Origin of the sequence: Halomonas litopenaei (genome assembly GCF_017303055.1) — a bacterium.
GTDB classification, from domain to species: Bacteria; Pseudomonadota; Gammaproteobacteria; order Pseudomonadales; family Halomonadaceae; genus Halomonas; species Halomonas litopenaei_A.
Genome location: NZ_JAEKJT010000004.1, coordinates 421,462 through 434,081 on the forward strand (window position 1 = coordinate 421,462; position 12,620 = coordinate 434,081).

Sequence of the window (12,620 nt, forward strand, 5' to 3'; positions counted from 1 at the left end):
CGAAAAACATGATGCGTGCCGCCCTGGGGATTCACTCAGCCCCGGCGCCTCGCCCACTATCGATGCGCAAAGCGCTCAAGCTGCATTTCCCCAAGCCGGCTTAGCGTACGCTGAAACGCAAAGGACAGGTAACCGTGGGAGTACAGTGATGGCATCGGCACGGCTGCCTCAATGACCAGCGGCACACGTCGGTCATAGCACTCGTCCACCAGCGCAATGAAGCGCCGCACGCTGTCGTCCTTGATGCTCAAGGGTGGCAGCTCACGCTCCCCTGCCGATACCTGCTCGCTGGCATCTTCGGTGCCGCGAGCCAGGGCACGCGGCCGGGTAGACGGGGAACGCGCGGATGGCGCTTGCTCAGGTTCAGGCTCTTGCTCGGTAGCCAGACAGGGCACGGCGCCCAGCAGCAGTACATCGAAGCGGTCGCATAGTTCGATAAAGTCCAGTGCCGATAGTGGCGCCTCACACAGCTGCGCGAAATCCCCATACAACACCCGCTGGGCGGCTCCACGAAGGCACAGCGCTCGTCCGCGCAGCTCCAGCGAGCAGGAACGTGCGTGCTCGCCGGAAAGTGCCACGAAATGCTGCGGCAACACGCTGCTTTCTCCCGGCTGACGCACAAAATAGCGTTGATGGGGCGCCCCAGGGTGGTGGCGATGGTCCTGACCACCATCGAGCTCCATCACCTCGAGATGCGTCTCCATCGTCGCGATGGCTGGCAGCAGTCGCTCCCGATTGAAACCGCCGGGGTAGAGTCCCGACGGCGGCTGATTGGACGTTGCCACCATCACCAGACGCCGCGCCAACAGGCGCTCGATCACGCCTCCCAAAAGAATCGCATCCGCAATGTCGTCGACGTATACCTCATCGAGGCACAGCACCCGCACCTGTGCCGCCAGTTCATCGGCCAGCAGTGTCAACGGGTCTGGCTGGCCCCTCAGTTGAAACTGGCGCTGGTGCACCCAGCGCATGAAGTGATGAAAATGCCAGCGTCTGGCGGGCACCGGACAGCGCTCGACAAACTGATCCATCAGCCAGGTCTTGCCGCGGCCCACCGGCCCCCACAGATAGCAGCCCCGTGCAGGTTGTTCGTCCCGCAACGCCTTGAGCAGTTGATCGAGGGAGGCGATCGCCCGAGTCTGAGCGGCATCGGCAACAATCTGACCGGTATCGACCCATCTCGCGTAGTCGTCAGCCAGTGGCGATACGCCTTCTGCATCAGACGAGGCCCCCGCCAGCGCCTTCTGGCAGGAGGGTGCGACCCTCTCCATGTCCTGTCCTCCCTTGCCGTGGACCTGACGCCACGTGGTGGCTTCAGCCGGGTATTGGCTATCTCGATTCCTGCCGCGTACCGCTACTCCCAAAGGGCGAGGGTTGCCGATGGGAATGCAAGCCCAGCTGGACTATAGTGGCGCGTCACTGTTCCCGCGTCGATCTTCAGGCTAGCGACCATGTCATCCACACCTCACAGGCTCCGATTATCGCCACGCTTCCAGCGTCGGGTCTGCCTGTTGGCCGTGGCCGCCATGCTGATGCTGTTCGTCGGCCCCTTGGCCAGTCAGCTGCAGCGACTGCTGGAGCCTCCCGCGGTCTCTTTGCACCATCACCACCATGCCCATGGTGGCGCACTGACGTCGGACGAAACCGCGGTCCAGACCGAGAGCACATCACTGGATGCGGGCCATAACCATCTCGCCGCTTGCGGTTATTGCGTGCTGTTCGCTCAGGTGCCAGCGCTGTCGATGATAGCGGTGACGGCACTCGCCGGCGCCGCCCCCCGCGCCCCACCTGGCCCGTCGACGTTCAGGGCATTCCTGCCGCTGCTGCAGCGATTCACGCTGCCGACACCGCGCGCCCCTCCCGGTCGTTCCGTCCGCTGAACGAGGCATCGCCCTCTCCTGGCCATGGCTGCCTGTCACGGCCTCCACCGGATTTCACGAGAACGACCATGACAACGCGAACCACCCATGCTGGACCGGCGCTCAAGACGCTGTTCATTCGGCTGCACTTCTATATCGGCCTGCTGGTCGGCCCCTTCATCTTCTTTGCGGCGCTGACGGGCACGCTCTATGCGCTCACTCCGGCCCTGGAGCAGGTGCTCTACAAGGAGGCACTGACCACCTCGTCGTCCTCCGGCACACCTACCCTGCTGTCCCGCCAGGTTGCCGCGGCTCAGGACTATCTGGGGGTCGATACGCCTCCCAGTGCGGTACGCCCCGCACCGGAGCCGGGTACCACGACGCGGGTGATGTTTGCCGACCCGCTGCTCGGCGCCAGTGAACACCGCGCTATCTTTATCGACCCGCATAGTCTCGAGGTGCGTGGCGACATGACGGTCTACGGCACCAGCGGTGTCCTGCCCCTGCGCCGGATCATCGATCAGATCCACCGTAGCCTGATGCAGGGAGATCCCGGCCGCCTGTACAGCGAACTGGCCGCCTCCTGGATGTGGCTGGCTGCCCTCGCTGGCCTCGCCATCTGGGCCCTGACCCCATCGCCCAAGGTGGATCCAGGCAAACAGTCCGCGACCGCCCGCCGCTTGCGCACCCGTCGTCGCCATAGCGTGCTGGGCCTGTTTCTGCTGGTCGGCCTGCTGGCACTGTCGGCCACCGGCATGACCTGGTCGAAGCACGCCGGTGACAACTTCTTCACGGTCCTCAAGGCGGCCGGTTGGGGCACCCCAAGGGTGTCACAGTCCTTGGACGGGCACGCGGTACACCAAGCCGACGCCCACGCGGATCATGGCATGGCACAGGCCGGCGCTGCCGAGCGCTTGGCAGACTTCGACATCGTCGAAGCCACCGCCAGAGAGGCAGGGCTGGACGCCGGCAAGATCGAACTGCTGGTGCCGGGCCCGAATCAGGCCTGGAAGGTGCGGGAGATTGATCGCAGCTGGCCTTCACAGGTCGATGAGGTGGCGGTGCATCCGTCACGCTTCACGGTGCTGGATCAGGTCAGCTTCAGTGACTACCCGCTCGCCGCCAAGCTGACCCGCTGGGGCATTGACGGCCATATGGGCATCCTTTTCGGGCTGCCGAACCAGCTGCTGCTGGCGGCCCTGGGCATCGGCATCATGACCATGGTGGCCTGGGGTTACGCCATGTGGTGGCGGCGTCCCTCGGCCAGCAACGGCCAGACCTTGTGGCCGGCGCTGCTGGCGCTGCCCCTGCCCGCCATGGCCCTGGTGATCATCACCGGCGTACTGCTCGGTCTGGCGCTGCCCGTCATGGGAGCGAGTCTGGTGCTGTTTCTCGCCGTAGACGCAGTGCGCTCACTGCGCTTCGCCCGACAACGCGCCAACGCCTGAAGCAAGCACAAGGGCGACCCGCGGGTCGCCCTTTTTCATGGTTTACCATGTCACCACTCAGGCAAGCGCTGGATACGTCAGCCCAGCGTCATGAGGCGCAGGCATTGATGCAGTGTTTCCTCAGTGGGTCTGCTGCTTTCCGCGCAATCGCTGCAACCCCGTCCACACGGCGACCAGCACGGCGCCCACCGCCAGCCCGAACAGCCCATTGCCCAGCATGGGTACCAGCCCGTGGAGAATCGCATCGACTCCCGGCAGGGCAACGTCGGTCTCGGCCAGGCCCTCGATCCAGTGGCCCACCATCGGTACACCGTGAGCCAGAATACCGCCACCGACCAGGAACATGGCCAGGGTGCCAAAGATCGATAGCCCCTTCATCAGCAGAGGAGCACCGCGCAATAGTCCCTTGCCGAGCGTCTGAGCCAGACCACTGTCACTCTTGGTAAGGTGCAGGCCCAGGTCGTCGAGCTTGACCAGACCTGCCACCAGGCCATAGACCCCGACGGTAATCAGCAACCCAATGGCGATCAGCACGGCTATCTGCTGAGAGAGAGGAGCCGCCGTCACCGTCCCCAGGGCGATCACGATGATCTCCGCCGACAAGATGAAGTCCGTGCGAATCGCTCCTTTTATCTTGTCTCGCTCGAACGCCTGCATGTCCACATCATTGTCGGCCAGGGCGGCAAGGCGAGCGTCGTGCTCATGCTGGTCATCCTTCTTGTGCAGAAACTTGTGCGCCAGCTTCTCTGCGCCTTCAAAGCACAGAAAGGCGCCACCCAGCATCAGCAACACCGTCACCAGCCAAGGGACAAAGGCGCTGATCAACAGCGCCCCCGGTATCAGAAAACACTTGTTGAGCAACGAGCCCTTGGCGACCGCCCAGACCACCGGCAACTCGCGCTTGGCGGCGACACCGGTCACCTGCTGAGCGTTAAGGGCAAGATCATCCCCCAGCACTCCGGCGGTCTTCTTGGCCGCCACCTTGGTCATCACCGAAACGTCGTCGAGCAGGGTGGCGATATCATCGATCAGGGTTAACAGACTGCTTCCTGCCACTGGGGCTCCCTCCTTGGCGTGGGGTATGGTGAATAGCCTCAGCATAACCGTTGATCTTCTCTTGCGCTGCAGCAATCGCCCGGGAGCCCTGTGCCATGTCAGCAACTACTGCCGATCTCGCCACGCTGCTAGGGCGCCTGCCCGTGGGCTACAGCGACGTACTGTTTCGCGGCCAGCGCTATGGCGTGACGCTCAAGATCTACAACGCGGGGCGCTCGCTCAAGCTGCTGGCTCAGCAACTCGGCGGTACTGACATGGTCAGCTTGAACGCCTACCTGACCGGATCAGAGTGGCGGCTGAAACCCTGCGAGATGAGCGAGCGCAAGGTGCTCGACTTTCTTGCCGAAGCACAGCCGCTCCCTCGCATCGAGCCTTGAGTCGCCGCACTCCCTAGGCTGCGGGAGCCAGCCATCACCAAGCCCTGCTCCTGCATAGCGACCACCTCGAATGACCCCACCCATCCTGCCCACTTGAGGTAGGGACCCGCCGCCTAGCACGGGAAAAAATGAACGTTCGTTGACGTGAGCCAGCTCTCACGCCCGGACCCTTCATTGTGGGTACCCCCTCATGGTGGGTATCTCCGGCTGGACAGCCCCATGCCCGTAGTCATGCTCGTTGTCGGTACTCGCCCCGAGGCCATCAAGATGGCCCCGGTCGCCCTGGCGATCCACTCTTCCGCCATCCTCTCCCTGCATCTTTGCGCCAGCGGTCAGCACGACGAAATGCTCGACCAGGCACTGTCGCTGTTTGACCTTGTGCCAGACAGCAACCTGGCGGTCATGACCCCCTCTCAGACGCTCAATGGCCTGATGCAGGCCTTGCTGGGACGGCTGGACAGCGTCATGGCCGAGGTGATGCCCGATCTGGTGATGGTACATGGCGACACCGCCACCTGCTTCGCGGCCAGTCTGGCTGCCTTTCAGCGCAAAGTGCCGGTGGCTCACGTCGAGGCCGGGCTGCGCACCGGCAACATCGACTCACCCTGGCCAGAAGAGGCCTATCGCAGCATGGTGGCGCGTATCGCCCGCCGCCATTACGCGCCAACCCCGTCCGCCAGGGACAACCTGCTGCGCGAACAGGTGGCGCCAGGCAGCATTCTGGTCACCGGCAATACCGTGATCGATGCCCTGATGTGGATGAAAGACAGCCTCGATGCCCACGGCTATCGGCCGTGGCCGGACAGTCCCTTGGCACGACTACGCCCCGGCGCCCGGCGGGTGCTGATTACCGGGCATCGCCGAGAAAATCATGGTGAAGGCATTCGCACCATCTGCCAGGCCATCGCTGAGCTGGCCGGGCGCTATCCCGATACCGACTTCGTCTATCCGGTGCACCTGAACCCCGCCATCAAGGACGTGGCCGAGCGTGAATTGGCCAATCTCCCCAACGTGCACCTGACTCCCCCCCAGGACTATCGCGACTTCGTCTGGTTGATGGGGGGCGCCACCCTGATCCTGACCGACTCTGGCGGACTTCAGGAGGAAGCTCCCGCCCTGGGAGTACCGGTACTGGTCATGCGCGAACATACCGAGCGCATCGACGCCCTCGATGCCGGGACCGTCATGCTGACCGGCAGTGCCAGCGACGCCATTGTGGCCGTTGCCTCGCGCCTGCTCGACACTCCTGAGGAGCGCCAGCGGATCGCCCAGATCCCCAATCCCTATGGACAAGGCGACGCCGCCGACAAGATCGTCCGCGACATGGAATCCTGGCTGCTGTCGCGTCGGGCAGATGTCGAGGCCAGGCATGGCTGAACTACCGCCCGACCTGACGCTGTGGTTGCTCGACGCCTCGCTGCACGCCCTGTTCGCGCTGAAATACGTTGCCATCACCCTGTGCCTGATGATGCTGGCGCTGGGGATCGATGACCTGTTTCTCGACATCGTCTACTGGACGCGGCGCAGCTGGCGCTACTGGTCCATCTACCGCAAGGTGCCCTACGCCGATGAGGAGCGGCTGTATCAGGCCCGCGAGAAGCCGCTGGCGGTGATGGTCCCCGCCTGGCAGGAAGTCGGCGTGGTCGGCCAGATGGCTCAGCTGATGGCCAGCACGATGGACTACGAAAACTACCAGATCTTCGTCGGCACCTATCCCAACGATCCGGACACCCAGGCCGAAGTCGACGTGGTCTGCCAGACTTTCTCGAACGTCCACAAGGTGGTCACGGTGCGCCCGGGCCCCACCAGCAAGGCAGATTGTCTCAACAACGTGATCGAAGCCATCGCACGCTTCGAGCAGGCGGCCGGTATCGAGTTCGCCGGCTGCATCCTGCACGATGCCGAGGATGTGATCTCGCCGATGGAACTCAGGCTGTTCAACTATCTGCTGCCGGCCAAGGACTTGATCCAGGTGCCGGTCTACCCGTTCAGGCCCCGCTGGTATCAGCTGTCCGGGGGCCACTACATCGACGAATTCTCCGAGTATCACGGCAAGGATGTACTGATCAGGGAGGCCATGTGCGGCCAGGTCCCCAGCGCTGGCGTCGGCACCTGCTTCAGTCGCCGCGCCTTGGCACGCTTGAGAGAGCTCAACGATGGCATCACCTTCGACATCTGGAGCCTGACCGAAGACTACGACATCGGCTTTCGCCTGCACGAGAGCGGCCTTTCCTGCATCTTCGTTCGCTACAGCATCGAGCGCGACGACCTGTCACCCCGGCGCGAGCATGCGCCGGGGCAGTCGCTGCGAGAAAGCAAGGTGATCTGTGTGCGCGAGCACTTTCCCACCGCCCTGGCGGCGGTGGTTCGCCAGAAGTCCCGCTGGATCACCGGCATCGTCTTCCAGGGCTATCAGCATCTCGGCTGGAGCCGGACCAACTGGCGCCTCAACTACTTCCTCTGGCGCGACCGGCGCGGCCTGATCGCCTACCCGCTGGCATTGGTGGCGACGCTATTGCTGCTGATCATGTTCGGCCTATGGCTCTATGCCGCCCTGGTGGAGGACGCCTGGCGCTTTCAGTCCATCGTCGGCGGCTCCCTGCTGGAGGTACTGCTGTCCATCAACGGTGTGTTGCTGGCCAACCGTGCCTTCCAGCGGTTCTACTTCGTCAAGATCTACTACGGCTGGCGCCAAGGCCTGCTGTCCTTTCCCCGCATGCTGTGGAGCAACGTGGTCAACTTCCTGGCCAACGTTCGGGCCTGGAAGCTGTTCTTCACCCGCGCACGTCACCGCACCTTTGCCTGGGACAAGACCACCCACGACTTTCCCCATATCGATGGCGCCCAGCAGGTGTCGCTGCAGACGCTGTTGCTGGAAGCGGAGCTGATCGCTGACGCTACGCTGGCGGCGACCCTGGATGAGGTCGGACCACGCCGACTGGCGCGTGAACTGGTCATCCGCGGACAGCTGCCGGGAATGGCCCTGGCCGAAGTCCAGGCCCGCTATCGCGGCCTGGAAACGACCGCGTTGCATCCGCTCAAGGTACCCGCTGCACTGGTTGAGGTGCTGCCTTCCCATGTCGCCATCCGCTACGCCGTGCTGGCCATCGGCGAGCAGGACCAGCAGCTGATCCTGGCCACCGAAACGATATTGAGCCCGGTCGCCCTTGGCGCCATCAGCCGACGACTGCAGCGCCCGGTGGTCCAGCGTCTGGCCGCGGTGGGAAGAGTCTCGCTGGGCCTGCGCCACTGGTACCTGGGAGGTCTCGATGAGGACACCCAAGCCAGTCTCCAGCAATGGGACGAGGCGACTCCCGACGGTAACGCGCGGCTGGATGCCTTCTGTTGCCACCAGCCCATGCTCGGCGAGCTGCTGCTGGAACACGAGCTGATTGCGCCGACACTGTTCGGCCAGGCCATGATCGACTTCGACCCTGAGCAGAGCCGCCTCGGCGACTTCCTGATCGCTCGCAAGATGATCGATGACACCACCCTGGCACGCGCGCTGGCCCTGCAGCAGCAGCATCGTCGCGCTGCCATGGCGGCCGTCGTGGAGGCCCCCGCGTGAAGCCCCAGATAAAGCGGTCAAGCAACCGACTGAGCCGATGTCTGAGGCGCCCCTGGTGGCTTGGCATAGTGTTGATCGTCTGCCACCAGGCCCAGGCACTCAGCGAGTTTGACGAGTTTCGCAGCTACCCCTACCTCGACCGGGCCTACCGCGCCGCAGAAGCCAGGGACTGGGCCGAAGTACAGCGACTGATGGAGCATCTGATCGGACAAGTGCCTGGCAATATCGAGGCATATCGCCTGCTGTCACAGGCGCTGGAAAAACAAGGCAACCTGGACGGCGCCGTGGCGGCGCTGGGGGCGCTGGACGCCAACCTGGCCGCGGTGCAGATCAATGCGCTGCGCCGCGACTGGATCGCCGACGGCCATGCCAGCGCCGACCAGATCGACCAGTGGCTGGCCGAGACTTCTGGGGCGGCACGCAGCGAGCTATGGCGTACCCGGGGGGACTACCTGCGCGCCACCCGCGGGGCCCCGGAGGCGCTTGTCTGGCTGCGCTCCGTCCAGGCCAAGGACGACGGCCTGGCGCTGGACCGCTATCGCGCCACCCTGGCAGAGCGGGTCCAGGACTGGGATCAGGTGATCGATGCCCTGGTGCCCCACGCGCTGGAAAACGTGCTGGAAGAAGACGACTGGCGACGCCTGGCGATTGCCATGGTCCAGTCCGACAACGAGAAGGGCGTCAACGCCATGGTGGCGGCCCTGCCCGATGGTGATATTCGGCGGTTCGTGCTCAAGGCGGGAGCGGATCGTGCCATTGCCCTGGGCTATCCGGAGCCCGCCCAACGCTGGCTCAAGACCCTCGAGGACAGCGGCCAGCTACTGCCCAGCGACGAGGACAAGCTGCTGCAGACGTCCTTGGCACTGGGCGACACCGCCAAGGTCAGGGAGCTGGCACCTCGTCACGACATGGATTGTCTGACGCTGGTCGACTGGCTTTCCCATCAAGGCGACCCCGACGCCCTGGCGACCTTCGCCGAGTGCGATCCCGCCGACAATCCCGAAAGCTGGCTGGTACTGGCCGATCGGCTCGATGCCATCGCCCTGCTGGAGACCACAACACTCCCCCGGCGGTGGAAGGCGCGGCAGGACGCAGTGTTACTGGATCGCTATCGTGCCGACGGCCATCTGACCAAGGCACTGGCGCTACTGCAGCGACAACCCCAGACCGCTGCCACCCTTCGCGAGCGCGCCGAACTGACCCAGCGCTTGTCGCGCCCACTCGCCGCCGCCGAGCTGTGGGAACGCCACTATCTGCTGAGCGGCGAAACCCGCTCGCTGGACCAGGCAAGCTACCTATACCTGTCCTCGGATCACCCCCTGGCGGCCAGGCAGATCCTGCAGCAGGCCCTGCTCGCCGCCCCTGACCGGCTTTCACCCCAAGCCCTCGATCGCCTGGCCTTCCTGTACCGCGAAGACACCGCCAAGATACCCGACGGCACCCTGGCCATCCTGATCCAGCAGCCACGTCTTGGCAGCATGGCGCGGGAGGGGCTGCTCGAACAGCTTGCACGCCAGGATCGCTGCGCTCTGGTTAAAGAGTTCGCCGTCTCACCGTCCCCTCCCTGGGGGCCGCTGGGCATCTGCTCGCGAGATAGACCGGGCCAGGCCGCCCGCTATTTTCAACGCGCGCTGGCGCAGCGCCTGGAGCAGCAGGCCCCCATCGGCGACGTCAACCAGGCGCGCAAGCGGCTTGCCTATGCCCTGTTTGCCGCTGGCGACCCCTCCGCCGCCTGGCGCGAATGGCAGGCGGTCGAGGTCAACCTGCTGGAACAGCAAGATCGCCTTGCCGGCGCTCGCAGCGCGCTGGCCAGCGGTGACACCGAGGAGGCCTGGCGCTGGTGGAATGCCAGCAGCGCCAGCGCCGAGCATAGCCTGCTCGGGGCGCGCATTGCCCTGGCCAACGGCGAGCCACCGACAGCACTGGCCCTCGCCACAGATGCCATCAGCCAGGCAGCGCCTGCGGATTCGGCCACTTTCGAAGGTGCCAGCCAGCTCGCCCAACAGGCCGGCGACGATGTCCTCGCCCGCCGCTGGCTTGAGCAGGCCCAGGCCGCAGCGCCGGATTCACCGAGACTCGCACGGGAACTGGGGCTGACATTGGCATCCAGCGACACCCAGATATCGCGCCAACAGGCGATACCTCTGCTGGAACGTGCACGCCACGCCTATCCCGAGGATATCGTCAGCGCGAGCACCCTGGGGGATCTGTACGCTGCCGTCGGCGACAACGCCCGCGCGCTAACCCGTCTTGAGCAGGCCATCGATCTGCAGCCCCTGGACCTTAGGGTGGGAGACGACAGCGCCGAGCGCATGGCTGAACGCCGCTATCGCCAGCGCCGCCAGCACGAAAGCCTGACTCGGCGCGACCGCATCACCCTGTCCTCAAGCTGGTCTCCGGCGAGCCCGACACCCGGTATCCGCAGCGATAGCGAGGATGACAGCGCCAGCGGCCACGATATCAACACCCAGATCCTGCAGTGGGATCATGCCCTTGGCCACGATCCGCTCAGTCAGGGGCGCCAGCTGGCGGGCTACGTGCGCACTATCTTCGGCGGCGATGACCGGGATGACTATGGGCGAGGCCGCTCTCTGGGCATGGGCCTGCGGGCCAAGCCGCTAGCCCGTCACAACATCAATCTCTACGCCGAGGTGTTTGCCGAGTCCCAGAAAAACGATGACCAGCATACGGACATCGACCTGCTGCTGCGCGCCAGCGGCTCCTTGCTCGACCAGGGTGGCTACAGCAATGAATGGCGGCCTACCGAGGACCATTGGCACGAACGCTCGCTCTATCTGGACGGTGCCTGGTGGACCCAGCGCGGCGACGTGCAACTGTTCAGTCGTTACCGCCAGGGCTACACCCTCAAGCTGCCGACCGACAGCGCTCAGACCCTGATGCCCTACGCCAGCCTCCAGGCCACCAGCCATGACACCGATGGCTGGGACGAGGATGTGCGGGTCGCAGCGGGCCTGCGCTGGGAGCTGTGGTACGACGAGGATCACTACAACGCCTTTCGCCGGAAACTCAGCGTCTCGACGGAGTATCAGCAGTCCCTGGGCGGCAACCTCTACGATGGCCGGGACGGCTGGATGATTCACCTGGAATGGAGCCTGTAACACGAGGCCTCGCCCTTGATCATGGGAGTACCTGCCATGTCCTTTGTTGCCACAGTCGCTGAGCCGCTAGCGTCGATCGCCCACCCTCCACGCCCACGCGCCAAGGCACGAGCCGGGCACTCTGTGGTGATCGCCGCCGTGCTGCTGACAAGCCCGCTAAGCGGTGTCGCCAGCGCTCCCGCAGACGATTTGGTCGGCTATGCCACAAACCATGCCGCAGCCCATGCCGCAGCCCATGCCAGCGCCTACTCTACTCCTATCCTGTTCTATCAGCCCCAGAATCACGATGAGCTGCTGACCCGCGAGCGCTGGCAAACGTTATGGCAACAGGCCGCCGATCATGGCGTCGATACGCTGATCGTGCAGTGGACCCGCTATGGCGACGATACCTTCGGCGGTGCCGAAGGTTGGCTGGCCGACGCCCTGGTGGAAGCAGAGCGCCAGGGGCTCGAGCTGATCCTCGGTTTGCACCAGGACCCGGCCTACTACGATACGCTGCCGGACAACGCTCGCTTTGCCCACTACTGGTATCAGCTGCTGGCAAGGTCCGCCGCACAGCAGCAAGCGATTCTGCAGCAGTGGCCGTTGACCCCGGTGGGCTGGTATCTGCCGCAAGAGCTCGACGACTGGCTGTTTCGTGACCCTGGCGTGCGCGATGAGCTGGTGTCACAGCTGGCCAGCGCCAGCACGGCCTTGGCCGGCCCGCTTCACTTGAGCATGTTCAGCGGCGGCTTTGTCACCCCACAGGTCTATACCGCCTGGGCCGAAGCGATCAGTGACAGTGGATGGCAGGTCTGGTGGCAGGATGATGAAGGCACGCGCAATCTCGACCCCCTTGTGCGCAGCGACTACCGCCATGCCTTGAGCTGTCGTGTCGGTATCGTGCGTGAAGCCTTTTCACGCACCAGTGGTGCTACCGAACCCTTCCAAGCGATTCCCACGCCGCCCCGTCGTCCGGCACGGGACTGCCACCCTGACGCCGTGTTTTCGCTGCGCTATATGCCCTGGGCCCAGGATCTTCTTTAAGGCCTTGAAGAAAGCCTTCGATGCTTCGTGTGGTCGCTCGTGGGCGGGCCCCTGACACACGGTAGCGGCTCAGCCAGTAGCGATATTAAAGAAGACCCTACCGGAAGGTAGGGTCGAAACATGCGATCGATCTAGAGCAGCCAACAGTACACGCACGCTCATTTAAG

General features: G+C 64.4%; 9 protein-coding genes. 7 read left to right on the top strand and 2 right to left on the bottom strand.

All coding sequences use genetic code 11. From position 1 onward, the window contains the following. Positions 1-56: 56 nt before the first annotated feature. Positions 57-1,271, bottom strand: a complete 1,215-nt coding sequence (zapE, locus tag JF545_RS09260) for a cell division protein ZapE (protein WP_206941478.1) — start codon at positions 1,269-1,271, stop codon at positions 57-59. 180 nt (positions 1,272-1,451) lie between these two features. Between zapE and JF545_RS09265 the strand changes: the two genes are divergently transcribed. Continuing rightward, positions 1,452-1,880, top strand: a complete 429-nt coding sequence (locus JF545_RS09265) for a DUF2946 domain-containing protein (RefSeq protein ID WP_206941479.1) — start codon at positions 1,452-1,454, stop codon at positions 1,878-1,880. Positions 1,881-1,948: 68 nt separating this feature from the next. After that, the gene (locus JF545_RS09270; protein WP_206941481.1) at positions 1,949-3,307 is read left to right on the top strand and encodes a PepSY-associated TM helix domain-containing protein; all 1,359 of its coding nucleotides are present in this window, start codon (positions 1,949-1,951) and stop codon (positions 3,305-3,307) included. 120 nt (positions 3,308-3,427) lie between these two features. On the opposite strand, the gene JF545_RS09275 is transcribed toward JF545_RS09270, so the two are convergent. Continuing rightward, positions 3,428-4,363, bottom strand: coding sequence for a DUF808 family protein (locus tag JF545_RS09275; protein WP_206941483.1), 936 nt, complete (start codon positions 4,361-4,363; stop codon positions 3,428-3,430). A gap of 95 nt (positions 4,364-4,458) precedes the next feature. Between JF545_RS09275 and JF545_RS09280 the strand changes: the two genes are divergently transcribed. From JF545_RS09280 to JF545_RS09300, 5 genes are all read left to right on the top strand, one after another. Further along, entirely contained in the window at positions 4,459-4,740 is a 282-nt protein-coding gene (locus JF545_RS09280; protein ID WP_206941484.1) for a hypothetical protein, read from the top strand. 219 nt (positions 4,741-4,959) lie between these two features. Continuing rightward, positions 4,960-6,117 carry a non-hydrolyzing UDP-N-acetylglucosamine 2-epimerase gene (gene wecB, locus JF545_RS09285; RefSeq protein ID WP_206941486.1) on the top strand — a complete coding sequence of 386 codons (1,158 nt, stop codon included), beginning with the start codon at positions 4,960-4,962 and terminating at the stop codon, positions 6,115-6,117. Then, the gene (locus JF545_RS09290) at positions 6,110-8,308 is read left to right on the top strand and encodes a glycosyl transferase family protein (RefSeq protein ID WP_206941487.1); all 2,199 of its coding nucleotides are present in this window, start codon (positions 6,110-6,112) and stop codon (positions 8,306-8,308) included. The genes wecB and JF545_RS09290 overlap by 8 nt, the downstream gene beginning before the upstream one ends. A gap of 68 nt (positions 8,309-8,376) precedes the next feature. Continuing rightward, entirely contained in the window at positions 8,377-11,427 is a 3,051-nt protein-coding gene (locus JF545_RS09295) for an NfrA family protein (protein ID WP_206941488.1), read from the top strand. Between the two features lie 36 nt (positions 11,428-11,463). Beyond that, positions 11,464-12,453: a DUF4434 domain-containing protein gene (locus tag JF545_RS09300; protein WP_206941490.1), complete on the top strand. Its 990-nt coding sequence runs from the start codon at positions 11,464-11,466 to the stop codon at positions 12,451-12,453. The last annotated feature ends 167 nt before the right edge of the window (positions 12,454-12,620 follow it).